Raw genomic sequence first — 22,910 nt, forward strand, 5'->3', positions numbered from 1 at the left:
ATCGCCCCGCGCCCGGGTAGTACCGGGTGTCAGCGAAAAACCCCGATACGGGGCCTCACCAAGGAGTAGCAATGCAACGAAGCCTGTACGCCATTGGAGCCGTAGCAGCACTGGGAGCAGCGTCCATCGCAGCCCCGGCCGCCGCCGCAGACGGCGATGCGTCCCTGTCCGTCCTTCATGGCGTCCCCGACCTCACGGTGGACGTGTACGTCAACGGTGCACTCACGCTGGACGACTTCACCCCGGGCACGCTCGCCGGCCCGCTCGCCCTCCCGGCAGGGGACTACCAGTTGGCCATCACGGCGTCGGATGCCGCGGACGCGAGCGCACCGGTGATCGGCCCCGTCGACGTGACACTCGAGGCCGGTGGCAACTACACCGCCACGGCGAACCTCGACGCCGCGGGCCAGCCGACGGCGAACTTCTACACCAATGACACCTCGACCATCGAGGCCGGCAAGACCCGGCTGACGGTGCGCCACGTCGCAGCCGCCCCCGCCGTTGATGTCCTGGCCGGAGGTACGCCGATCATCCAGAACCTGAGCAACCCGGACGAGGCGTCGCTGACGACGGATCCCGGCACGGTCTCGGCGGCCGTCGCGGCCACGGGCACCACCGATCCGGTGATCGGCCCCGCCGATCTGAACCTCCCGGAAGGTACGTCGACGATCGTCTACGCCTGGGGCAGCCTCGAAGCAGGCAACCTCGCGCTCGCCACGCAGTCGATCGAAGGGCTCCACTCCGCACCCGGCGCCGTCCCGGGTGGCCAGTCCGGGCTCGCAGCCCAGGACGACAACGGAGCGGCCGTCGGGCTCGGGGCACTGCTCCTGGCCCTGCTCGGCGGAGCGGTAGCCGTCGCCCGCCGTCGGACCGCGCGGATCTGATGCCAGCAGTGCCGGGCGGGGAGGCCGTTCGCACCCCGCCCGGCACGCCACCCTTCGCAGGAGAGTCCTAGACAGTGCATTCCAGACGACCCGCCCTGGCCGCGGCGATCCTCGCGTCCGTGCTCCTCACGGGCTGCGCGCAGGCCGACGTGCCTGCGGACCCGGCACCGGCGATCACGGCCCCCGTCCCGGCGCCGACCGTCCCCGCGGACGATGCCGGCAGCCAGGTGCCCTCCGCGGCGCCTGCAACCGAGACGGCACCCCCGACGCCGCCACCCGCGCGTCCGACGGCGGTCGCGGATGTGCCCGTGCAGCAGGCGGACGCGGCGCTCCAGCCGAGGGATCCGGAACCCGTCTCGCTCGCCATCGCCGGCACCGACATCTCGGTGAAGGTCGTGGACGTCGGGATCGAGGACAACGACGCCATGGAGATTCCCGACAGCTTCTACGAGGCGGGGTGGTACCGGTACGGCCCGTCCCCGGGAGCGGAGAAGGGCAACGCGGTGATCGCCGCGCACGTCGACAGCCTCACCGAGGTGATGCCCTTCGCGCAGTTGAAGGACGTGGCGGTCGGCACGATCGTCACGGTGGGCCTGGAGGACGGCCGGTCCCTGACGTACGAGGTCTCGGATGTGCGGAACGTCCCGAAGGCCACGCTGAACGGATCGGAGATCTTCAAGCGCGACGGCGCCCACGAACTCAAGGTCATCACCTGCGGGGGTGAATGGTTGGCCGAGGAAGGAGACTATGAGGATAATGTAGTGCTCACAGCCTTACCGCTCTGAGTCCGAAGGGGTAAGAGCCTAGGATCGCAGGACGCCGCACCGGTGCGGCATCGGCCCCGGCTTGAGGAGTGACGCGTGGCATCTCCGCCCCCGGAATGGACGAGGCAGCTCGACCTGGACTTCTCCGCGGGGGACGAGCGGGCGATGACCGTCGCGTACGAGTGCTTCTCCCCTCTCGTGTACACGATCGCCCTGCGGTCGATGAGGGACCGGACGGCTGCTGCGGACGTCACCCAGGACGTGTTCGTCAGGGCGTGGCGATCCCGGGACCGGTTCGATCCCGAATCGGGTGTCGTGCCGGCCTGGATCATGGGGATCTGCCGCAACGTCATCCTCGACTCCCTGTCTGCCAGGAGCCGCCAGGAGCATCTCGTGGCTCGGGCCGGCTTCGCGCCGGAGCCGGGTGGCGGGTCGGACCACGGTGTCGACAGCATCACCGATCGCGTCGTCCTGGGATCGGAGCTCGAACGGCTCGGCGAGCCGCAGGGCTCCATCCTTAAACTGGCCTTCTACGAAGACCTCACACACCAGCAGATCTCGGCGCGGATGGATCTCCCGTTGGGAACAGTCAAGAGCCACATCCGAAGGAGTCTCGTGCACCTGCGTAATCGACTGGGGGAATGGAATGCAGCATCTTGACCCGGATGCCGTGGGTCTTGCTGCGCTGGGTGAAACACTCGACCCCTGGTCGCGGGCGCATCTGGAACAGTGCAGCGCGTGTGCCGCCGACGTGGAAGGCCTGCGCGGCGTCGTCGCCACAGCGAGGGCCGACGGCGCGGTCGCGGTCCTCGAACGGCCCGATCCCGCGGTCTGGGAGGCTGTGAGGGCCGAGCTCGGTCTGCGCGCGGACGATGCGGAACCCCCCGCCGACCCGGCGACGAACGTGCACCCCCTCGCCGGGGCCGGGGATTCGCGCAGCCGCAGGAGGCGCCAGGTTCCCACCCGCTGGCTGGCGGTCGCCGCCGGCGTCGGCATCCTCGTTGGTGGAGGGGCGCTCTGGGGCTGGGAGACGCTGCGGTCCGGCGACGACGGCGTGGTGCTGGCCCGGGCGGAGCTGGACCCCCTGCCCGGATTCTCCGGGTCCGGGCAGGCGACGGTCCTGCGCGGCGACGACGGCACCCGGAGTCTCGACATCGATCTGACCGGGGCTGCGCCGGAGGGGTTCCGGCAGGTGTGGCTGATCGCCCCGGATCTGCAGGAGATGTACAGCGTCGGCCTGCTGGAGACGGAGCACGGCACCTTCGCGGTGCCGGAGGACATCGACCTGGCGGAATACCCCATCGTCGACGTCTCCGATGAGCCCTTCGACGGCGACCCCACCCACTCCAGCGTCAGCATGGTCAGGGGCACGATCGGTTCCGTCGGCGGCTGAGGGCCCGCCGCGTCAGTGCGTGAGGGCGCGTTCTTCCATGCCGCTGATCCGTGAGGTGCCGCCGCAGTTCGTGCACACCTGGAGGCGCGTCGTCCTCACGGTGAGGAGCGGGATGAAGAACACCGAGATCTTCGTCCTGCGCAGGATCAGCTGCTGCGGTGCGAACATCCCGCAGAAGCGGCAGGAGGCCGAGCGGGTGGACTGGAGGTGCTCACGCGTGGTGAGGCCGAAGAGGAAGAACATCCCTCCACGGTACGGGCGCCGCCACAAAGAAGAAAGCCCGCTTAGTATTGTCCCCTCCGGCGTCCGGCAGGCTGATCAGCGGGAGGACGGGCCGGCATCGGGGGTCCGTGCTCCGCGGTAGTGCCCTGGCCATTCCCGTACGGGAATGCGCGAGATCGTCCGGATGGTTCCCGCCGTCCCCCACTCGTTCCTCCCCAGGCGCGAGAGCGGTCCGAGTGCGGTGATCGAGGGGAGATCGCCGTCGAGAACGTCCTCCGAGACCGCTGCGTGCAGCACCTCCCCGAACACGAGGGTGCAGTTCCCCATCTCCTGGATCAGGTGGAGCCGGCACTCGAGCGCCACGGGGGATTCCAGGATCCGCGGCGGCCGCACCGTCGCGCTCGGCTCCCGGGTGAGCCCGACGGCGTCGAACTCGCTGACCTCCGGCGGGAAATCGGTGGCGGTGGCGTTGACGGCCTCGAACAGGCCCTCCGGCGTGAAGCCGACCACGAACTCACCCGTGGCTTCGATGTTGCGCACGGAGTCCTTGCGGCCCACCGACGTGAACTGGACGATCGGCGGGTCGACCGACGCGATCGTGAAGAAGGAATGCGGTGCGAGGTTGTCCACGCCGTCCGCCGACGTGGACGAGACCCAGGCGATGGGCCGCGGCACGACGACGGAGGTCAGCAGCCGGTAGAACGCGCGCCTGTCGGCGGGGTCGGGAACGACATCCTTGCGCATCCCGGCCTAGCCCCGCGCCGTGAGGAGGTCGCGGAGGCTCAGCGGGCGATGCCCGGTGAGCTGCTCGACGTCGGGGGACACCTCGGCCAGCTCGCCGCGTGCGATGGCCGTGTACGTGCTCACCCAGGCCTCGACCTGCGGGCGGGTCGCGCCATGGTGGGCGCGGGAGGCGATCGCCTCCTCGTGCGTCTGGTCCTCGAACCGCACGCTCGCCGGCGTGAGCTCCGTCAGCGTCGCGGCGGCCTCGGTCAGGGTGAACGCTTCCGGGCCGGTCAGCCGGTAGGCCTGCCCCTCATGGTCCGCCGGGGCACGCAGGATCGCGGCAGCGGACCGCGCGACGTCGGACCGGGCGACGGCGGAGAGCCGGCCGCCCCCGGCAGGACCGCGGATGACGCCGTCCTCGGCGAGCGCGGGCACGACGTCGGAGTAGAGGTTGTCGCGGAGGAACGTCCAGGCCATGCCGGAGCGCCGCAGGTACTCCTCCGTGGCCCAGTGGTCCCGGGCGAGCAGGAAGGTGGCGTCGGGCGCGGCGCCGAGGAAGGAGGTGTAGACGACGTGCCGCACGCCCGCCGCCTCCGCCGCGTCGATGAAGATGCGGTGGGTCGCCACGCGGTCGGCCTCCTCGGCCGCGGAGACCATGAACAGGACGTCGACGCCCGCGAGCGCCTCGACGGCGGCGTCGGCGTCGTCGTAGGCGCACTGCCGGACGACGGCGTCCGGGAGGCGCTGCACGCGGTCCGGTGACCTGGCCGGGAGGACGAGGGGCACGCCGTCGGCGGCGAGGGCGCGGGCGACGAGCCCGCCCACGGCGCCGGTGGACCCTGTGACTGCGATGCGCTGCTCCATGCCCGGAACAGCCACGCCGAGGGCGGAGTTATTCCTCCCGGCATCGAGGCGGGTCCGTGGCGACTAGACTCGACGCCTATGGATCACATGCGCCGGCTCCGCACCCCGATCGTCTGGCTGCTCGTCGCCGCCCTGGTCCTCAGCATCGGCGCGGGTTTCTTCTCCGTCCTCTTCTAGGACCTCCCGGGCACGGGAGCCGCACTCCTCCCGTGCGGCCCGCCCTGACCCCGGACTTGCCCGGCAGCCCTGGCGGCCCTAGGGTCATAAGTAGGCTTACCTTCAGCGGCGAGCCGACTTCCGGACCGGCGCCCGCAGCGGCGCAGGGTACGCACCGACCCCAGGGAGAACACCCATGACCTCCGCCAGCACCGCAGGATCCACCGACCAGTACACGTTCCAGAACCCGGTGACGCGGTTCGAGAGCATCACCCCTCCCGCCGAACACACCAGCGAGCCCGGGCTCGAGTCCCAGATGGACATCACGGCCGACCGCGGCGAGACCTCCTACCGCGGCACGGGCAGGCTCACGGGCCGCAAGGCCCTGATCACCGGGGCGGATTCCGGGATCGGCGCCGCCGTCGCCATCGCGTTCGCCCGCGAAGGGGCCGACGTCGCGCTGTCCTACCTCCCCGAGGAGGAGGAGGATGCGCAGGTCGTCAAGGCGCTCATCGAGGCGGAGGGCCGCACGGCCGTCTGCATCCCGGGTGACCTGAAGGATCCCGCGTACTGCATCTCCGTCGTCCAGGAGGCCGTGGACGGCCTCGGTGGTCTGGACACCCTCGTCAACAACGCCGGCAAGCAGGTGGCCGTCGAATCGCTCGAGGAGCTGACCGACGAGCAGCTGGACCACACGTACAAGACGAACATCTACTCGTTCTTCCGCGTGACCAAGGAGGCGCTCAAGCACCTCCAGCCCGGTTCGGCGATCATCAACTCGACGTCGATCCAGGCCTACGAGCCCTCGCCGACCCTCGTGGACTACGCGAGCACCAAGGCCGCGATCAACAACTTCACCAAGGGGCTCGCCCAGCAGCTCGCCCCCAAGGGCATCCGGGTCAACGCCGTGGCGCCCGGACCCATCTGGACGCCGCTGCAGCCCTCCGGCGGACAGCCGAAGGAGGCGCTGCCCGAGTTCGGGAAGGACACCCCGCTGGGCCGCGCAGGACAGCCGACCGAGCTCGCGCCCGCGTACGTCTTCCTGGCGTCCTCCGAGTCGAGCTACGTCCTCGGTGAGACGCTGAACGTCAACGGCGGCATGCCCTCGCCGTGATCCCTGAGGCCTGACGACAGCAGCCCCGGACTCCTGCGAGTCCGGGGCTGCTGTCGTCGGGCGGTGCGTCGCGACGGAGCTACGGGGCCTCGTCCAGGGCGTCGAAGTCCGCGCGGTCGATACGGCGGTGGTACCGCATGCCGGCGAGCCCGCCGAGGACGGCCCCGGCGAGCGCGATGGCCGCCACCACGAGCAGGACGAGGAGCCCGGGCCCGGTGAAGTCCTGCAGGGAGGGCAGGCCGAGGTCCTGCACCCGTTCCGTGACGTTCGCCTGGTTGCCGACGACGAGCCCGATGATGGCGAGCACGAGGGTGACGATCACCGCCCACAGCCACACGGCGACGCCCTGCTTGGCCCCGCTGAACCGCGCCATGCGCCCGGCGACGTACCCGCCGGTGTAGTAGGCGACGAGCAGCATGATGCCGAGCACCACGGCCGTCGTGATCGCCGCGCTCTGGGCCTCGCCCGAGCCGCTCGTGAGCTCCGTGGTGGAGAGGTTGCCGCCGACGCCGAAGAGCGAGGCGAGACCGCCCACGAGGGCGGAGAGCAGCACGAACATGCCGGTGGCCGTGAGCCAGCCGAAGAACGCCGAGCCGAACCTCATGCCCCCGAAGTGCTCCTTCTCGCGCTGGTGCAGCAGCTTGCGGTCGGACAGGCTGGGGACGCCCGACGCGGCTGCCGCGCCGCGTGCGAGGTGGTGGTCGGTCTCGGGCACGGTGGTGCCGCGGTCGCTGCGCTTGCCGGCGGGCGCCGCGGGGGCCACCTGCGTGTGGGGCCGCGTCGTCGTGTCCTCGGCGGGACGCGTCTCCCGGGAGGCGGAGATGGGCGGCGCCTGCCGCCGGGTGGGCGTGCTGTCCGCGGTGTCGGCCGGGCTGTCGGAGTACATGCCCGGGACGTAGCCGCCCGCGTCGTCGTCGGACTCGTACCCCCTCCCGCCGTCGGTGCCCCCGCCCTGCGCCGGCGACGGCGCCACGGCCGACGCCCCGCGGTCACCGGTTCCCGCGCGGTGGGTGTCCATCAGCTCGGTGGGGTTGTCCTGGGTGTGCTCGGGTCCGGCGGCGTCCCGGCGGTCGCCGTCCGTGTTCCCTGTTGCCGGTGTACTCATCGGTCCTCCTGATCTCAGGGCCCGCAGGCTCGCTAAGGTGGCTTAGTATTCCCTGCAAGTATCCCACGATCCGACCCGGAAGGGCCGGTGGCGCCGCGCCGCACCGCGGGATGCGAGACTGGGCTCATGGATCCTCAGCTGCTCGTGACCGTGGTGTGTGGAGCGCTGATCGCCGTCGGCATCGCGGGTGTGGTGATACCGGTGCTGCCGGGCAGCATCCTGATCATCGTGTCGCTGCTCGTCTGGGCGCTCACGGTGGCGAGCACCACGGGCTGGACCGTCTTTGCGGTCGGGACGGTCCTGGCGGGTGCGGGGCTCGCCGCAGGGCTGGTGCTCACGGGCAGGACGCTGCGGCAGCGACAGATCCCCGGCCGGTCCGTCACCGTCGGCGTGCTCGCCGGGATCGCCGGCATGTTCGTCATCCCCGTCGTCGGCCTGGTCGTGGGATTCGCCCTCGGGCTGTTCCTCAGCGAGTTCGCCCGGCAGCGGAACGCGCGGGAGGCGGTCACCTCCAGCCTCCACGCCCTGAAGGCGACGGGCTTCGGGATCCTCGCCGAGCTGGCGCTCGCCTGCCTGGCCGGGGCCACCTGGGTCATCGGGGTGTGGGTCCACTTCGCCGGGCAGTAGGCGTCAGGAGTCTCCCGAGAGGGTCAGCGCGGCGACGATCAGCGCGAGGTGGCTCAGCCCCTGCGGCAGGTTCCCCAGGAATGCGCCGTCGGACGGTTCGATCATCTCCGCCATGGTGCCGACGTCGTTGGCCAGGGGCACGAGCTCGTCCATCAGGTGGACGGCCTCACCCCGGCGGCCCACGGCGACCAACGCCGACACCATCCAGAAGGCGCATGCCACGAACGCGCCCTCTTCCTCCTGCATCCCGCTGTAGCGGTAGAGCAGGGGGCCGGCGCCGAGTTCCGCGCGGAGGGCGTCGAGCGTCGAGGACATGCGCGGCCCGGTGTCGAAGCCGCTTATCGCGTGCAGGAGGATCGAGGCGTCGAGTTCGGTGGAACCCGGATACCAGATGTAGCTCTGGCGCTCCTCGGACCACCCGTGTTCATGCACCCAGTCGCGGATGCGGTCGCGCTCCCCGGTCCACCGTTCGACCGGCCCCTGGAGCTGTCCGCGCTCGGCGAGCAGGACGGCGCACCGGAGGGCGTTCCAGCATCCGAGCTTGGAGGTCACGTAGTGCCGCTCCTCCGGCAGTTCCCACATGCCGGCGTCCCGGCGCTGCCAGCTGTCGCAGGCGAGGTCCGCGAGATCGGCCAGCTGCCGCATCGTAGCCGGATCGAGCGAGTGGCCCGCCTGGACGTACTGCCACACGATGTCGAAGATGTCCCCGAACACGCCCAGTTGCAGCTGGCCGGCGGCGGGATTGCCGTCGACGACGGGGCCGATGCCGCGCCAGCCGGTCAAATCCGGGCGGTGCGTCCCGTCGGGGACGTCCCCGTTGAGCCGGGTGAAGACCTCCAGATCGGTGCCCTGCGCCCGCAAGTTCTTCAGCATCCACGACACCGCGGCGTGCACCTCCTCGCGGACCCCCGCCCGGGTGAGGGCGTGGAGCGTGTACGCGGTGTCCCGGACCCAGGCGTAGCGGTAGTCCCAGTTCTTGCCGCCCGCGACGCTCTCGGGGAGGGACGTCGTGGCGGCGGCCGCGATCGATCCGGACGGGCTGTGCAGCAGCAGCTTCAGGGTGAGGGCGCTGCGCAGCACCGCGTGCCGGTACTCGCCGTCGTAGGCGAAGCTGTCCGACCAGGACTGCCAGTTGGCGATGGTGCGGTCCACGCCGTCGTCCACGGTCTGCGGGTCCGGGAGGGGGAGGGGCTCGCCGTGCGTGGAGACGACGGCGACCAGGTGCCTCGATCCGGGCGAGGTGGTGAAGACGCCCGTGACGGACCGCCCCCCTGCGTGCCGGACGCCGTGGTCGATGCCCAGGACGCCGAGCGCGACGCCGTCGATGCGCAGGATCGGATGCGCGGCCCCCGTGTCGACCCACGGTGATGCCTCGCCGAAGCAGGTGCCGGGCGCGACGGACCAGGCCATCTCCACCGCACCGGTCAGGCCGTCGACGCGTCGGGCCAGCTCGCCCCACGGAAGCCGGCCGGCCACCCCCGTGTTGAGGGAATCGGTGACGCGCACCGTGCCGGCGGCCGTGGTGAAGGTGGTTTCCAGGACGTTGGACCCGTCGGCGTAGCGGCGCTCCACGGAGAAGTGCTCCGTGGGGGCGAGCGACAGGAAACCCTCCCGGGCGTCCAGCAGGCGGGCGAAGGCCGGGGCGGAATCGAGGTCCGGGGTCGGGTACCAGTCGATGGATCCGTCGAGCGCCACCAGTGCCACGGTGCGCCCGTCGCCGATCGCCGCATAGGAGCGGAGATCGGCGAAGCCCGCCGTGTCGCGGAGCGCGCTGCCGGTCACGTGCCGGTCCGCCGCGGTTCCGTCTACCTGCCGGACCGGCCGTTGTAGCGCATCTTGCCGGCACGGGACTGCCGGCTCGCGCGGCGGCCGTTCATCAGGCGTGAGGCGACGACGGGCACGAGGGCCCACAGGATCTTCTTCAGCAGCATGGTGTGTCCTTGAGGTAGGGCCGTCCGCGAGGGATGCGGCCGGTCGGTTTCATCATCCTACTGATCATTCCTGTGCGGCCCGGCCCTCCGTGACGAACGCCGCCAGCGCGCGGAGCTGGGCGTCCCGTGCTACGGGGTTCAGGTACATCATGTGGCCGGCCTCGTGGTAGTGATGCGTGAAGCGGGCGCGAGCGGCGTCGTCGAGGTTCATGTGCGCCCACACGTACTCGGCCGCGAAGTGGGGCGTGGCACCGTCGTGGTAGCCGTAGTCGACGTGCACGCGGAGGGCGGGATTGTGCACGAGGAGGCGTTCCAGGACCCCGGACACGTCGACGGGCGCACCCTCGAAGGTCCGGTAGCTCCAGGGCTGGACGCGGGCGGTGAGGATCTCGTAGGGGAGGTCGTTCTCGTAGCCGAGTTCGGCCCGGACGTAGTGGTTCATCGCCGCGGAGTAGGGCCCGGTGATCGCCCGCATGCTGGGGTCGTCGAAGGAGTCCGAGGCCTGCTGGTTCCCGGGCCGGGCGGCGAACCGGCCGTCGATGCGCCCCACGGCGAGGCCCCGGCCGCGCAGGAGTTCGGCCGCGAACTCGTGGTAGGCCCAGCGGAGGTTCGTGCGGCGGATGAAGCCCTCGTCGAGCGTCGTGATGGCATGCAGGCGGGCGACGACGTCGTCGTACTCCGCCGGGCTCAACCGGCTGCCCTGCGTCAGTGCGTAGCCGAAGTCGCGTGCCGCGAACTCCTCGGCCTCACGGAGCACGTCGGGGAGCGTCCGGTCGCCGTGCCGCCCGTGGAAGTGCGCGATCGCGGCGTAGGTGGGCAGGTGGAGCGCGTAGGGCAGGTCGCTGCCGGGGAAGAACCGCAGCGTCGACATGTTGAGCACGGTCGAGATGAGGCCGAGTCCGTTGACCGCCATGCCGTAGGCGTCGAACAGGCGCCCGGCCACCGCGACGGCCCGGAGCGTGCCGTAGGACTCGCCGACGAGATACTTGGGGGAGAGCCAGCGGTTGTTGCGGGTGGTCCAGAGGCGGATGACCTCGGCCACGAGGTCGCGGTCCTGGACGAAGGCGTGGAACTCGTCGGCCGCCTCGCCGTCGACCACGCGCGAGTAGCCGGTGTTCACCGGGTCGATCATCACGAGGTCGCTCGACTCCAGCAGGCTGCCCGGGTTGTCGACGAGGCCGAAGGGGGCGGGCGTCATCGAGCCGACGTCCCCCGCGTCCACCAGGCGCGGGCCCAGCAGGCCCAGATGGAGCCACACGGAGGCGGATCCGGGCCCGCCGTTGAAGGCGAAGGTGACGGGCCGGTCCGGTTCCGGGTCCTGCTTCGTGTAGGCGACGATGAAGATCTCGGCCTTCGGCTTGAAGCCGTCCACCTTGCCGTCCTTCGTCTCCTCGCGCCGGAGGACGAGGCGCCCGGTCGTCGTCGTGTACTTCAGGCCCGTGGGGGAGGTGTGCTCCCGGACGGCGAAGTCGTCCGACACCTCCCTGGCCCTCGCATCCTGGTCCTGTGCGGCAGTGCCCGGTGTGTCCTTCGTCTCTTCAGCCATGCCAGAAGACTACCGGTAGTTCTCTGAGGCAACCGCTCAGGAGTCGGCGGTAGTCGTCTCCCGCGGGTCCGACGCCGACCGGGAGTCGCCCTGGGCGCGGGCGGCCCCGGCGTCGCGGGACCACTGGTCGTTGCGCTGCGGACGGGCGAAGAACAGCGCGGCGAGGAAGCCGACGATGATGATGCAGGCGGGCAGGTAAAGCGACTGGCCCATGGAGAGCGCGTAGCCGGCCTTCGCGTCGTCGGGCAGCGCCGCCCCGGGGGTGGCGCTCATGCCGCCGCCGTCGAGGTTCGCCATCAGGCGTGACTGCATCATCGCCGCGATGGCGGCGCTGCCGAGTACGGCGCCCATCTGCCGCGTGGTGTTGTAGACGCCGGACCCTGCTCCCGCCAGCGACGGCGCGAGGTTCCGCGTGGCGGTGAGGGACACCGGCGCCCAGATCCCCGCACTGGAGAGGCCGAGGAGGGAGATCGGCAGCAGGAGCTGCCAGAGGGGGACATCCGGCGTCAGGAGCGACCCCAGCCAGAAGAGGGACGCCGACATGCCGGCGAACCCGGCGATCGCCATGTACTTCGGGTTGCCCCGCTGGACGGCCTTGCCGACGAATGGCGCGAGGGCGCCGGAGATCACCGCCATCGGGGTCAGGAGCAGCGCCGCCTGCGTGGGTGAGAGGCCGCGTACCGTCTGCGCGTACAGCATGAGGGGCAGCGCCATCGTGGTGATGGCGAAACCCATGGCGCTGATGGAGGTGTTGGCCAGGGAGAAGTTGCGGTCCCGGAACAGCCGCAGCGGCACGAGGGGCTCGCCGCGGTTGACCTTCTGCCAGAACACGAAGGCGACGAGCAGTACGACGCCCGTGATGATCAGCGACCAGACGGAGAGGGGGCCGGCGATGGTGCCCCAGTCGTAGGTCTCACCCTCCTGGATGCCGAAGACGAGGCAGAACAGGCCGGAGGCGCTGAGGACGACGCCGAGCAGGTCGAAGCGGTGGGACGTGGTGGGCAGCGTGGGGACCAGGCGGAAGGCGAGGACGAAGCCGACGACGCCGATCGGGACGTTGATGAAGAAGATCCACTCCCACCCGGCGGAGTCCACGAGGATGCCGCCGAGCACGGGGCCCACGAGCGTCGCGATGCCGGCGACCGAGCCCCACAGGCCCATGGCGGCACCGCGCCGCTCGGGCGGGAAGATCCGCGTGATGACGGACATGGTCTGCGGCGTCATGAGCGCGGCGCCGAGCCCCTGCAGCACACGGGCGAGGATCAGCGCCTCCACCGTGCCGGAGAGTCCGCACCAGGCGCTCGACAGCGTGAAGACCACCAGCCCCACCAGGTAGACGCGCTTGGGCCCGAAGCGGTCGCCCAGCCGGCCCGTCACCAGCAGCGGCACCGCGTAGGCCAGCAGGTACGCGCTGGTCACCCAGATGACGCTGTCGATTCCGGCGTCGAGCCCCTCCATGATGGCCGGGGTGGCGACCGAGACGATCGTCGAGTCCACGAGGATCATGAAGAACCCGATGACGAGCGACCAGAGGGCCGGCCACGCCCGGATGCCGTCCTGCTGGGCGGGTTCGGTGGCGGCCGGAGCGGGGGTGCGGAACATGGTGAGAAGACTACGCCCGCCCGCTGACATCCTTCCCCCGTCTGGAAGCCGCCCGCGCTTTGGGCGTTGCGGGAACTTCTGGGTACAGTGTTGGTGTCCGGAAGTAGTACCCGGGGCTTTAGCTCAGTTGGTAGAGCGTTTCGTTCGCAATGAAAAGGTCAGGGGTTCGATTCCCCTAAGCTCCACGGTTCCGTACACACAAGAAGCGAGGCCCCTGTCACCAGGGGCCTCGCTTCTGTCGTAGGGGGAGGCCCGGGAACCCCGGGCCTGGCGGATCAGGACTGGTACTGGTTCGTCCCGTAGGAGCCGACGGCGCCGTGGCCCTGCTGGGGAGCCTGGCCGAGGGGGTATCGGGCCGCCTCGCGGCCGAGGTAGCGCGCCGACCCGTAGGACAGGACGAAGTACATGATCACATTGAAGAAGAAGATCAGGACCGCCGTGCCGACGCCCTTGCCGAAGACCTTCGCGAGGTTGATGGCGAGCAGCACCACGAGGACGATGTTCGCGAGGGGGATGAACGCCAGGATGACCAGCCAGGGCGAGAGCCCTGCGATCCGCAGCAGGACGATGATGTTGTAGAGCGGGACGAACGCAGCCCACGCGGGCTCGCCGGCCTTCTTGAACATGCCCATGAGCGCGAGGCCCATGATCACGAGGCCGATCACGAGGCCGAGGAGGCCGCCGATCGCGGCCCCCGCAGCCGCAGCGGGGTCAGTGGTGGTGGTCGTGGTGGTCATCGCCGGGAGCATGCCTGAGGCAAGGGCGGAAGTCGGTGTCATGGATCGAACACTACCGGTCGTTTAATGAATTCGTGACGAAGGCGCACGCGCGCCGCGCCGACTATTCGGCCTCGGGCGCCTTCCGTGTCCAGGGTTTCGCCGCGAGGACCCGGGTGAGCGGCCCGAGCCAGGACATCACCACGAGGAGGGTGAAGGTGCTGCTCAGGGACGAGCCCAGGGTCGTGGACGGGAAGAGTTGGTGCACGCCCACGAGGACCGTCGCCACGAGGAGAACCTTCTTGAGCGCGCTCAGCACATGCGACGGGACGGGCCGCGGCCAGGGCGTGAAGTCGGCCGTGCCGGTGTCCCCGCGCTGTGCGTCCCCGCTCATCCGACCTCCCCTGCCCTCGTGTGTGAGTCCATTATCCACGGCGGCGGTGCTTCAGCCGAGGACGGCCCAGCCCCGTGCCGGCACCACCGCAGATGCCGCGCCGTCGTCGACCGTGGCCTGTCCGGCGAGGACGGATGACGCCCCGGACACCTCCACCCGCTGGTCCTCGTGGGAGAGGTTCAGCAGGACCACGAGGGCGTCGGGACCGTCCGCGACTCGGTAGGCCAGCACCTCGTTGGAGAGGTGCAGCACGGTCGTCGTCGCCCGGTGCAGCCACGCGTGCCGGCGACGCAGCCCGATGAGTTCCTGGTGCAGGGCGAGGACGGGTCCGCCGAGCCGGGAGAGATCCTGCGGCGAGGGCGGGAAGAGCGGGCGGACGTCGTCGTCGCCCCCGGCGCGGTCCGCCTTGATACCGCGGTAGCCCTGCTCGTCCCCGTAGTACACCGACGGCGTCCCGCCGACCGTGAACAGGATGACGACGGCGTGCTGTACGAGGGCCGGGTCCTCGAGCCTGCTCGCGATGCGCGTGACGTCGTGGTTCCCGATGAAGGTCAGCGGCGCGAAGTCGGCGAGGAGCGCGTCGTGGCGCTCGAGGGCGGCGGCGAGCTCGTAGAAGTTCGCATCGTTGAGGGAACTCCAGACGGCCTTCCACAGCTCGTACTGCGTGGTGGAATCGATGCCGCCGGCCTGGACCGCCGCCGCGTAGTCCCCGTGGATGTATTCACCGACGAAGTACGCGTGAGGGTGCGAGGACCGCACGCGCCGCGTCACTCCGGCCCAGAACGACGACGGCACGGCATAGGCGGCGTCGAGCCGCCAGCCGTCCGCGCCGCGCCCGAGCCAGTACTCCATGACCTCGACGACGAAGTCGGCGACGGCGGGCTCCTCGTGGTTCAGGGCCACGAGGTGGTGGTGGCCCTCGAAATCGCGGTACCCGGGCTCGGTGCCCGGCCCGGCGCCGTCGGGCCAGTCGAGGGCGAACCATCTGGCGGTCGGGGCGACCGGCCCCTCGGCGAGGACCTGCTGGAACGGCGCGAAGGACCGGCCCGTGTGGTTGAAGACGCCGTCCAGGAGGATGCGCAGCCCGCGCGTCCTCGCCTCGGCGACCAGGGTGTCGAAGTCATCGAGCGTGCCCAGTCGGGGGTCGATCGCGAAGTAGTCCGTGGTGTCGTACCCGTGCGTCTCGGAGGCGAAGACGGGGCCGAGCGCCAGGCCCGAGGTGCCGAGCTCGACGGCGTAGTCGAGCCAGGGGATCAGGTCGAGCAGGCGGTGCGGCGCAGCGGGGTGCCGGGTGGCGCTCTTCTCGGCGCCCACGAATCCGAGGGGGTAGACCTGCCACCAGATCGCGTGCTGGACCCACTCGGGTTCGTTCATGGCGGAGGCCTTTCCGTCTGCTCGCACGCCCCGGCCGGGCGGCGCTCCGGCCGGGGCCGGGGCGTCTCTAGCCTACGTCGACCAGTTGCCGGTCGCCCGCGGCGAGTTGCTGGACATCTTCGGGATCGAGGTGTGCGGCGTCGGCGATGGCGACGATCGCTCCGCCCGCGTCAGCGGCCCGGACGACGGCGGCCTCGAGGTCGCCCGTCAGCTGGTCGAGGTGCCACTCCACGGACTCGAGATCGGCGGCGGCGGCAGCCACGCGGCGCAGGGCGGGAGGCAGGGGGTGGGCGAGTTCGGCGGGTTCCTCGGGCGAGAGCTGGAAGCCGCACGCGCAGGCCCAGACGAGTTCGACGTCGGCCCCGTTGGGTGCCTGCGTGATCATGCCGTAGGAGGAGCCGCGGTAGGAGGTCTCACGGAGGGCCATGGGGTCCCCGCAGTGGTGCGGGGCGTCGACGGCCGCCTCTTCCCCGCTCTGCATGGCAACGATCGTCTGCGTCACTGTCCGACCTTTCGCATCAGGAAAAACCAACCATACTGTCAACTAGTTCGACTAACTAGTTATATGCGGGCCGCCCGGCCGATGTCCATTTCGCGATCCATCCCTCCTCCGTGGCCGCGACGACGCGCCCTGCCGACTGCTCGAGGATCGCCGGGCGTCCGCCGAGCCCGTGGCATGTCCTGCTACTACAATCGGATGCTGCACGCGCCCCACCGGGCGCCGGCTCCCCCACGAAGAACGGCATCGGCATGGCAACGGACTACGACGCACCCCGCAACAACGACGAGGACAAGGAGGCGGAATCCCTCGAGGCGCTGCAGGCGAACCGCGGCAGCACCGCCCAGTCGTCGTCCGTCGACGTCGAGGACGCGGACACCGCGGAAGGCATCGACCTGCCGGGCGCCGATCTCTCCGGCGAGGAACTCCTCATCCAGGTGATCCCGCCGCAGGAGGACGAGTTCACGTGTGCGTCATGCTTCCTGGTCCGGCATCGCAGCCAGGTGGCCCTCGAGAGAAACGGCCAGAAGTACTGCACCGACTGCGAAGGCTAGGCCCGGCACTCCTCAGGAGGCCTTCTCGCCGTACCACCAGTGCGCGCCCTCGGGGGACTGCCGGGCGTGGAGTGCCACGACGACGGCGCGCCGGCGCGGATGGGTGAGGAGCATCCGCGCCACCGCGAGCAGCGCGGCGGGGATAGACACGAGGATGACGACGGCGAGCGCGTAGACCGCGAGGGCTGCGTGGACGGGGGAGTCGTGAAGCCCGTCCAGCAGGGCCCCGCTGCCGAGCCACAGCCAGAGCCAGAAGAGGCCGACCGCGTAGAGCACGGTCCGCGCCCGCCGGTACTGCAACGGGTGATGCACCCGACTACGCCTCATGTTCGTCTCCTGGACCGGTCCCTCGGCCCGCCCAGGGCAGGACCACTGGACGAAAGACTAGACCGGCGCCAGGGCTCTCCGGGGATTCGAGACCGAATCGATACCCGGCTACCGGGTCGTGGCGGCGTTCGGCAGATCGGCGGCGGCGGGGGCTTCTCCGAGCAGCCGCACGTGGTCGGGTGTGAGGTCCGCGATCCGGTTCACGCCGAGGAGCTGCATGGTGCGTGCCGTCTGGGTGCCGAGGATCTCGATGGTGCGGTCCACGCCCTTGCGGCCGCCGGCCATCAGCCCGTACAGGTAGGCCCGGCCGATCAGGGTGAAGTCCGCGCCGAGCGCCACGGCGGCGACGATGTCCCCGCCGCTCATGATGCCGGTGTCGAGGATGATGGCCGTCTTGCCCTTCAGCTCGGCGGCGACGCGCGGCAGCAGGTGCAGCGGCACCGGCGCGCGGTCCAGCTGGCGGCCGCCGTGGTTGGACAGGACGATGCCGTCGGCGCCGTGGTCCACGGCCTTCCTGGCGTCCTCGAGCGTCTGGATGCCCTTCACCACGAGGTTGCCCTTCCAGACGCTGCGCAGCCAGTCGAGATCCTCGAAGGTGAGAGTGGGGTCGAACATCGAGTTGATGAGGTCGGCCACGGTTCCGGAGTAGCGGGAGAGGGAGGCGAAGGAGAGCGGTTCGTGGGTGAGGAAGTTGAACCACCAGGCCGGCCGGTAGGAGGCATCGGCGACGGTTTTGAGGGTCAGCGCAGGCGGGATGGTCATCCCGTTCCGGACGTCCCGGAGCCGGGCCCCGGCGACGGCGGTGTCCACCGTGACCATGAGCGTGTCGTTGCCCGCGGCGGCGGCCCGGGCGATGAGCTCCATGGATCGGTCCCGGTCCGTCCACAGGTACAGCTGGAACCAGTTGCGCCCGTCGGGAGCCGCCTGCGCCACGTCCTCGATGGACGCGGTCCCCATGGTCGAGAGCGTGTAGGGGATGTCCGCCGCCTCGGCCGCCCGGGAGCCGGCGTACTCGCCTTCGGACTGCATCATGCGGGTGAAGCCGGTGGGGGCGATACCGAAGGGCAGGGCGGAGTCCCTTCCGAGGATCGGCGTGACCGTGCTGACCGACTCCACGTTCCGGAGGATGCCGGGCCGGAACTCGATGTCGAGGAACGCCTGGCGTGCACGGTGCAGGGAGATCTCGGCCTCCGCCGCGCCGTCCGTGTAGTCGAAGGGCGCGGCGGGCGTGCGCCGCTTGGCCAGGTCACGAAGATCCCAGATGGTGTTGGCGCGCTGCAGGCGCGCGGCGGCACCGAACTCGGGCTGCTTGAACTGCATCAGCGGCGCGAGGTCCGCGACCCTGGGGACGCGGCGCCTCAGGGCCGGGGGGACGGGGGCGCTCGCGGGTGTCTGCATGGTCTGCCTTTGCTCGTCGTCGGCCCGGACCGGGGCGCCGCCTCCGGAGGGAGCACCATGTCTTTCCATCCGGATACCGGACACCTAGACTTCAGGGTACTGGTCGAGCAGAAGGCCGTGGACCCTCGGACGTGGAGCAGGCCATGGAGTATCTTCCTCACATTCTCGAACACCCCACCGCGCGACTGGACGAGCCCGCTCTCCTCGGGAGGAACCGGCGTTCCCTCCTCCCCGGTATCCTGCCCGGCGCGGCCACCGAGGTCCGCCAGGGGGACGTCCCGGAGGACCTCGGGCAGGTGACGACCCGCCGGCTGCGGATCGTCTGCAACCGCACCTACCAGCTGCTCGACGAGGACCGTCCCCCTCCTGCGGTGCGTGCGCGCTACCAGGCCGTCGTCGAGGAGCTCGAGCGGCGGGAGGTCCTCGCGGAGCAGTCGCGAGCGGGGGACGCACGGTCGCGAGCGGGGGACACAGGGTCGCGGGTCCCGGACGCCGCGGTGGTCCTTCCGCCCACCCCGGGCACCGCGCGCCGTCGTCTCCGCCTCGTCGGGGCTGCCGGCGTCGCAGGCCGGGATCGCCGGTGACGTCCGCCGAGGTCCTCGCCGACGCCTTCGGCCGGGTGCCGGACCTCGTCCGTGGCGCCGTGCGCGGCCTCGACGCCGAGGAGCTGTCCGTCCGCCCGGGGGGATCCGCGAACTCCATCGCCTGGCTGATCTGGCACCTCACCCGTGTCGAGGACACCCACCTCGCCGAGGTCTTCGGCCACGAGCAGGTGTGGCTGGCCGACGGCTTCGCCGACCGCTGGGACCTCGCGCTCGACCCGGGGGACACGGGGTACGGGCATTCGGCGGATCAGGTCGACGCCGTGCGCGTGGCGTCCGCACAGCAGCTGCTGGACTACTTCGACGCGGTCCACAGGCTCGCCCGGAGTCTCGTGGCGGACGTCGGCGAGCAGGATCTGCACCGGGTGGTCGACGAGCGGTGGGACCCGCCGGTCACCCTCCTCGTCCGGCTCGTGAGCGTGCTCGACGACGCCGTGCAGCACGCCGGCCAGGCCGCCTACGCCCGGGGGATCGTCCTCGCCGGCCGCCGGCGCCCGCCCACCCGCTCCGGCTAGGCGAGGCCCGTCTGCCGCAGGGTGATGTTCAGCCGCCCCTCGAAGCCGATACCGTCCGGCGCCGTCCCGGGCAGGGTCCGCAGGACCCCGTGGTAGGCGAAGCGCGAGGGTCCGCCGAAGACGAACAGGTCGCCGGACGCGAGCTGCACGTCCTCCCAGGGACGGTTCCGGTTCTCCGTGTTGCCGAAGCGGAACACGCACGCCGCGCCGAGGCTGAGGGAGACGACCGGCGCATTCATCCGCTCCTCCCGGTCCTGGTGCATGCCCATCCGGGCGGCAGCGTCGTAGTAGTTTACGAGGGCGGCGTCGGGCTCGTAGGAGGAGCCGGCGTCCTCCCCGTAGGCGGCCGTCACGGCGTCGCGCCCCAGCGCGCGCAGCACCTCCGGGAACGGCGCGACGGCGGCCCCGCCGACGTCGTCGGCCGTGCGGCTGTACCGGTACGGCAGCCAGTGCCAGCCGAGGCTCACGCTCCTCACGGACATCACGCCGCCGGTCGGCATGGTGACCGCGCGCATCGGGACGGGCCCGCTCGCCCAGGTGCGGCAGAGCCCGACCAGCCGGCGCTGCCGGTCCGGGTCCAGCCAGTCGGGGATGTGCACGGCGCCGGGCGCGAGCTGCCGCCGCGGGCGCGGGATGAGGGCGTCGAACGGATCGGTCACCCCACCATTGTGCTCCGGGGAGCCACGCCGTTTCTTGAAGCAATCTTCGGTCCCCGCCCGGTACCGCATCGAGGCGGGCGCGGCAGACTCGGACGAGGACACCGGCACCCCGGTGGTGCCAGGCCATCCGGGGAGGACCGACGTAGATGACGACTGCAGCACGCCCGCGCGAGGACGAGTCGGGGGAGTACGCCCCGCGGGGCCGGTTCGACCGCGTGGTGGGCCTGGTCATCGCGGGCATCGTGATCCTTGCCGCGGCGCTCCTGTGGCTCGCGGTCGCGGCGAGCGGCCCGGCTCCGACGATCGCCGTGTCGCAGGACGCCGTGATCGGCATCTGGCGCGTCCTCTACAACGCGGACGCCCCGGACACGAGCGTCATCCTCGCGGCCATCGCCCTGGCCCTGCTGGCGGCCGCCGGCCTGGCCCTGCTGGAGCAACGCATCGCCACCAGGTCCCGCCGCTCGATGAACCCGACCCACCAGCCGCTGGCGCCCAAGGTCATCATGGAGGCGACCCGCGGCGAGTTCGCGGGCGCCGTCACCGTGACGGTGCTGATCCCGGCGCACAACGAGGAGGCGTCCCTCCCGCAGACCATCGCCTCTCTGAATGGCCAGTCGCACCGGCCCGAGCGGATCATCGTCGTCGCCGACAACTGCACGGACGCCACGGTCCGCCTCGCGCGGGAGGCCGGGGTGGAGGTCGTCGAATCCGTGGACAACACCAGCAAGAAGGCCGGCGCACTCAACCAGGTCCTGAGGGTGGTCCTGCCGCAGCAGGGCGACAACGACGTCGTCATGGTCATGGATGCGGACACCCGGCTCGACGACGGCTTCCTCGCAGCCGCGGTGCAGCGGTTCGCGGCGGACCGCGCGCTCATGGCCGTGGGCGGACTGTTCTACGGCGAGCAGGGCCATGGCCTGATCGGCCAGTTCCAGCGCAACGAGTACCTCCGGTACGCCCGCCAGATGCAGCGCCGCCGGGGTCGCGTGTTCGTGCTCACCGGCACCGCCTCGCTCTTCCGGCCCGTCGCCCTCCGCACCGTCGCCGCTGCCCGCAACCGCACGATCCCCGGCACGCCCGGCGACGTCTACGACACTGCGGCCCTGACCGAGGACAACGAACTGACGATCGCGCTGAAGTCACTGGGCGCGCTGATGGTCTCCCCGCAGGAGTGCACGGTGGTCACGGAGCTCATGCCGTCCTGGCGGACGCTGTGGAACCAGCGCCTGCGCTGGCAGCGCGGCGCCCTCGAGAACATCGGGGCCTACGGCATCACCCCCACCACCCTGCGCTACTGGGCGCAGCAACTCGGCATCGGCTACGGGGTGATCGCGCTCGGCGCGTACCTGGCCCTGATCCTCCTGACCGTCGTGTCGCTCGAGACCTGGATCTGGTTCCCGTTCTGGCTGGGACTCGGGCTGCTCTTCGCCATCGAGCGTGTCCTCGGGGCATGGAAGGGCGGCTGGAGGGCCCGCCTGCTCGCCGCCGCCCTCCTGCCGGAACTGCTCTTCGACATGTTCCTCAACCTGGTGTACGTCAAGGGCATCATCGACATCTCCTTCGGCCGCGAGGCCAACTGGAAGCACCTCTCCCACACCTCGCCCGCGGGCGACCTCGAACTCCAGGAGGCCTGAGCCATGACCGTCACCACAGCAGGACCCGTCGTGCACAGTGGACTACTCCTCCCCGAGGCGGTCCTCTCCAGCAGCATGTTCGCCGTCCTCGCCGCGTTCGTCGCGATCAACACCGTCATCTACGCCTCCCTGGCGCTTGCGAACATCCTGCCGAAGGTCTACCCCACCGACTGGGTGACGGACCGGAACCGCCGGACCGAGACGCGGAGCATCTACCCCGGCACGGAGGACTGAGGCTGCGCCGGATCGGACGGTGGTCACCGGGGAGGGAAAGACCCGGCACCGTTCCTCCCCGGTGCTTTCTCTGAGAGGATGGGGCATCCGCGCGGCAGGGTCGGACCGGAGGGCCAGGGATGGGTTCAGGAAAGGCAGTCCACGGCGGCGCCGAGCTCGATGGAGCCCCGGCCGTCCCCGTCCCGAATCCCCACACCAAGGGTGACGCCCCCATGCTCCTGCCGCACCCGGACCAGCCGACGTGGCGCGAGGACTACCCGTACGAGAAGCGCATGACGGAGCAGGAGTACCAGAGGACGAAGCGCGCACTCCAGATCGAACTGCTCAAGATGCAGGGGTGGGTGAGGGCGAACCAGGCGAAGGTCGCGGTGGTGTTCGAGGGGCGTGACGCCGCCGGCAAGGGCGGGACCATCAAGCGCTTCATGGAGAACCTGAATCCCCGCGGGGCGAGGATCGTCGCGCTGGACAAGCCGAGCGACAGGGAGAAGACGCAGTGGTACTTCCAGCGCTACGTCTCGACCCTTCCCTCGGGCGGCGAGATCGTGCTGTTCGACCGCTCCTGGTACAACCGGGCGGGGGTGGAGCGCGTCATGGGTTTCTGCTCGCCCACGGAGTACCTCGAGTTCATGCGGCAGGCGCCCGAATTCGAACGCATGCTCGTGCGCAGCGACACGTATCTCGTCAAGTTCTGGTTCTCGGTCTCCCGGGCCGAACAGCGTCGCCGGTTCGCGAAGCGCCACACGGATCCGGTGCGCCGCTGGAAGCTCAGCCCCATGGACCTGCAGTCCCTCGACAAATGGGACGAGTACACGGCGGCCAAGGAGGCGATGTTCTTCTACACGAACACGGCCGACGCCCCGTGGACGGTCATCAAGAGCAACGACAAGAAGCGGGCCCGGATCGAGGCGATGCGCTACGTCCTGTCCGTCCTCGACTACGACGAGAAGGACCACGACGTCGTCGGCGCGCCCGATCCGCTGATCGTCGGGACGGGGCCGCACTCGCGCGTGTTCGAGGCCGGGGAGCAGTCCACCCACCTGTTCCCTACGCTCTGACGCGGACCGGCCCTG

Annotated in this window: 27 protein-coding genes and 1 tRNA gene; 13 read left to right on the forward strand and 15 right to left on the reverse strand. The window is 70.6% G+C overall.

The features are described from left to right. Positions 1–71: 71 nt before the first annotated feature. The 4 genes from ACSGDB_RS10985 (at position 72) to ACSGDB_RS11000 (ending at position 3,041) form a co-directional block, all read left to right on the forward strand. Entirely contained in the window at positions 72–884 is an 813-nt protein-coding gene (locus ACSGDB_RS10985; protein WP_434994736.1) for a DUF4397 domain-containing protein, read from the forward strand. A 74-nt stretch (positions 885–958) separates the two neighbouring features. After that, on the forward strand, positions 959–1,669 hold the full coding sequence (locus tag ACSGDB_RS10990) for a class F sortase (protein WP_434994737.1): 711 nt from the start codon (positions 959–961) through the stop codon (positions 1,667–1,669). Positions 1,670–1,744: 75 nt separating this feature from the next. Then, positions 1,745–2,308 (forward strand): RNA polymerase sigma factor, encoded by a 564-nt coding sequence (locus tag ACSGDB_RS10995; RefSeq protein WP_434994738.1) that lies wholly within the window; start codon positions 1,745–1,747, stop codon positions 2,306–2,308. Next, on the forward strand, positions 2,295–3,041 hold the full coding sequence (locus ACSGDB_RS11000) for an anti-sigma factor domain-containing protein (RefSeq protein WP_434994739.1): 747 nt from the start codon (positions 2,295–2,297) through the stop codon (positions 3,039–3,041). The genes ACSGDB_RS10995 and ACSGDB_RS11000 overlap by 14 nt, the downstream gene beginning before the upstream one ends. A gap of 12 nt (positions 3,042–3,053) precedes the next feature. On the opposite strand, the gene ACSGDB_RS11005 is transcribed toward ACSGDB_RS11000, so the two are convergent. The 3 genes from ACSGDB_RS11005 to ACSGDB_RS11015 form a co-directional block, all read right to left on the reverse strand. Next, positions 3,054–3,284: a zinc-ribbon domain-containing protein gene (locus ACSGDB_RS11005; RefSeq protein WP_434994740.1), complete on the reverse strand. Its 231-nt coding sequence runs from the start codon at positions 3,282–3,284 to the stop codon at positions 3,054–3,056. 75 nt (positions 3,285–3,359) lie between these two features. Beyond that, positions 3,360–4,007: a flavin reductase family protein gene (locus ACSGDB_RS11010; RefSeq protein ID WP_434994742.1), complete on the reverse strand. Its 648-nt coding sequence runs from the start codon at positions 4,005–4,007 to the stop codon at positions 3,360–3,362. Between the two features lie 6 nt (positions 4,008–4,013). Then, entirely contained in the window at positions 4,014–4,853 is an 840-nt protein-coding gene (locus ACSGDB_RS11015) for an SDR family oxidoreductase (RefSeq protein ID WP_434994743.1), read from the reverse strand. A 352-nt stretch (positions 4,854–5,205) separates the two neighbouring features. Here ACSGDB_RS11015 and ACSGDB_RS11020 point away from each other — a divergent pair, with 352 nt between their 5' ends. Next, a complete protein-coding gene (locus tag ACSGDB_RS11020) occupies positions 5,206–6,123 on the forward strand; it encodes an SDR family oxidoreductase (RefSeq protein WP_434994744.1) in 918 nt (305 codons plus the stop codon). 79 nt (positions 6,124–6,202) lie between these two features. On the opposite strand, the gene ACSGDB_RS11025 is transcribed toward ACSGDB_RS11020, so the two are convergent. Next, complete coding sequence (locus ACSGDB_RS11025; RefSeq protein ID WP_434994745.1) at positions 6,203–7,228, reverse strand: YrzE family protein; 1,026 nt, start codon at positions 7,226–7,228, stop codon at positions 6,203–6,205. Positions 7,229–7,354: 126 nt separating this feature from the next. On the opposite strand from ACSGDB_RS11025, the gene ACSGDB_RS11030 reads away from it, so the two are divergent. Further along, the gene (locus ACSGDB_RS11030) at positions 7,355–7,855 is read left to right on the forward strand and encodes a DUF456 domain-containing protein (RefSeq protein WP_434994746.1); all 501 of its coding nucleotides are present in this window, start codon (positions 7,355–7,357) and stop codon (positions 7,853–7,855) included. Positions 7,856–7,858: 3 nt separating this feature from the next. On the opposite strand, the gene ACSGDB_RS11035 is transcribed toward ACSGDB_RS11030, so the two are convergent. The 4 genes from ACSGDB_RS11035 to ACSGDB_RS11050 all read right to left on the reverse strand — a co-directional run bounded on the left by ACSGDB_RS11035 (position 7,859) and on the right by ACSGDB_RS11050 (position 12,934). Beyond that, the gene (locus ACSGDB_RS11035; protein WP_434994747.1) at positions 7,859–9,637 is read right to left on the reverse strand and encodes a glycoside hydrolase family 15 protein; all 1,779 of its coding nucleotides are present in this window, start codon (positions 9,635–9,637) and stop codon (positions 7,859–7,861) included. A 23-nt stretch (positions 9,638–9,660) separates the two neighbouring features. Next, complete coding sequence (locus tag ACSGDB_RS11040; RefSeq protein ID WP_434994748.1) at positions 9,661–9,786, reverse strand: hypothetical protein; 126 nt, start codon at positions 9,784–9,786, stop codon at positions 9,661–9,663. A gap of 64 nt (positions 9,787–9,850) precedes the next feature. Beyond that, positions 9,851–11,332 carry a S10 family peptidase gene (locus ACSGDB_RS11045; protein WP_434994749.1) on the reverse strand — a complete coding sequence of 494 codons (1,482 nt, stop codon included), beginning with the start codon at positions 11,330–11,332 and terminating at the stop codon, positions 9,851–9,853. A 36-nt stretch (positions 11,333–11,368) separates the two neighbouring features. Then, complete coding sequence (locus ACSGDB_RS11050; RefSeq protein ID WP_434994750.1) at positions 11,369–12,934, reverse strand: DHA2 family efflux MFS transporter permease subunit; 1,566 nt, start codon at positions 12,932–12,934, stop codon at positions 11,369–11,371. A 112-nt stretch (positions 12,935–13,046) separates the two neighbouring features. Here ACSGDB_RS11050 and ACSGDB_RS11055 point away from each other — a divergent pair. Continuing rightward, positions 13,047–13,119, forward strand: a tRNA-Ala gene (locus ACSGDB_RS11055). A 90-nt stretch (positions 13,120–13,209) separates the two neighbouring features. Here ACSGDB_RS11055 and ACSGDB_RS11060 read toward each other — a convergent pair. The 4 genes from ACSGDB_RS11060 to ACSGDB_RS11075 form a co-directional block, all read right to left on the reverse strand. Continuing rightward, positions 13,210–13,671, reverse strand: a complete 462-nt coding sequence (locus ACSGDB_RS11060; RefSeq protein ID WP_434994751.1) for a DUF5684 domain-containing protein — start codon at positions 13,669–13,671, stop codon at positions 13,210–13,212. A 103-nt stretch (positions 13,672–13,774) separates the two neighbouring features. Beyond that, the gene (locus ACSGDB_RS11065; RefSeq protein WP_434994752.1) at positions 13,775–14,044 is read right to left on the reverse strand and encodes a hypothetical protein; all 270 of its coding nucleotides are present in this window, start codon (positions 14,042–14,044) and stop codon (positions 13,775–13,777) included. 51 nt (positions 14,045–14,095) lie between these two features. Beyond that, positions 14,096–15,418, reverse strand: coding sequence for an alpha-amylase family glycosyl hydrolase (locus tag ACSGDB_RS11070; RefSeq protein WP_434994754.1), 1,323 nt, complete (start codon positions 15,416–15,418; stop codon positions 14,096–14,098). A gap of 67 nt (positions 15,419–15,485) precedes the next feature. After that, complete coding sequence (locus ACSGDB_RS11075) at positions 15,486–15,899, reverse strand: hypothetical protein (RefSeq protein WP_434994755.1); 414 nt, start codon at positions 15,897–15,899, stop codon at positions 15,486–15,488. Positions 15,900–16,168: 269 nt separating this feature from the next. Here ACSGDB_RS11075 and ACSGDB_RS11080 point away from each other — a divergent pair, with 269 nt between their 5' ends. Continuing rightward, the gene (locus tag ACSGDB_RS11080) at positions 16,169–16,471 is read left to right on the forward strand and encodes a DUF4193 domain-containing protein (RefSeq protein ID WP_434994756.1); all 303 of its coding nucleotides are present in this window, start codon (positions 16,169–16,171) and stop codon (positions 16,469–16,471) included. 12 nt (positions 16,472–16,483) lie between these two features. Here the strand turns inward: ACSGDB_RS11080 and ACSGDB_RS11085 are convergent, their stop codons facing one another. Both ACSGDB_RS11085 and ACSGDB_RS11090 read right to left on the reverse strand, forming a co-directional pair. Further along, positions 16,484–16,798, reverse strand: coding sequence for a hypothetical protein (locus ACSGDB_RS11085; RefSeq protein ID WP_434994758.1), 315 nt, complete (start codon positions 16,796–16,798; stop codon positions 16,484–16,486). 108 nt (positions 16,799–16,906) lie between these two features. Continuing rightward, the gene (locus ACSGDB_RS11090) at positions 16,907–18,196 is read right to left on the reverse strand and encodes an alpha-hydroxy acid oxidase (RefSeq protein WP_434994759.1); all 1,290 of its coding nucleotides are present in this window, start codon (positions 18,194–18,196) and stop codon (positions 16,907–16,909) included. 143 nt (positions 18,197–18,339) lie between these two features. Here ACSGDB_RS11090 and ACSGDB_RS11095 point away from each other — a divergent pair, with 143 nt between their 5' ends. Continuing rightward, positions 18,340–18,780, forward strand: a complete 441-nt coding sequence (locus ACSGDB_RS11095) for a hypothetical protein (protein ID WP_434994760.1) — start codon at positions 18,340–18,342, stop codon at positions 18,778–18,780. Continuing rightward, positions 18,777–19,313 (forward strand): mycothiol transferase, encoded by a 537-nt coding sequence (locus ACSGDB_RS11100; protein ID WP_434994762.1) that lies wholly within the window; start codon positions 18,777–18,779, stop codon positions 19,311–19,313. The genes ACSGDB_RS11095 and ACSGDB_RS11100 overlap by 4 nt, the downstream gene beginning before the upstream one ends. Here the strand turns inward: ACSGDB_RS11100 and ACSGDB_RS11105 are convergent. After that, a complete protein-coding gene (locus tag ACSGDB_RS11105) occupies positions 19,310–19,972 on the reverse strand; it encodes an alpha-ketoglutarate-dependent dioxygenase AlkB family protein (protein WP_434994764.1) in 663 nt (220 codons plus the stop codon). The genes ACSGDB_RS11100 and ACSGDB_RS11105 overlap by 4 nt on opposite strands. A 146-nt stretch (positions 19,973–20,118) precedes the next feature. On the opposite strand from ACSGDB_RS11105, the gene ACSGDB_RS11110 reads away from it, so the two are divergent. From ACSGDB_RS11110 to ppk2, 3 genes are all read left to right on the forward strand, one after another. Then, entirely contained in the window at positions 20,119–21,606 is a 1,488-nt protein-coding gene (locus ACSGDB_RS11110; RefSeq protein WP_434994765.1) for a glycosyltransferase family 2 protein, read from the forward strand. A gap of 3 nt (positions 21,607–21,609) precedes the next feature. Beyond that, positions 21,610–21,840, forward strand: coding sequence for a hypothetical protein (locus ACSGDB_RS11115; protein WP_434994766.1), 231 nt, complete (start codon positions 21,610–21,612; stop codon positions 21,838–21,840). A 119-nt stretch (positions 21,841–21,959) separates the two neighbouring features. Beyond that, on the forward strand, positions 21,960–22,895 hold the full coding sequence (ppk2, locus tag ACSGDB_RS11120) for a polyphosphate kinase 2 (protein ID WP_434994767.1): 936 nt from the start codon (positions 21,960–21,962) through the stop codon (positions 22,893–22,895). Positions 22,896–22,910 lie beyond the last annotated feature (15 nt).

Origin of the sequence: Arthrobacter sp. Ld5, assembly GCF_051172775.1 — a bacterium.
In the GTDB taxonomy this organism is placed as follows: Bacteria; Actinomycetota; Actinomycetes; order Actinomycetales; family Micrococcaceae; genus Arthrobacter_D.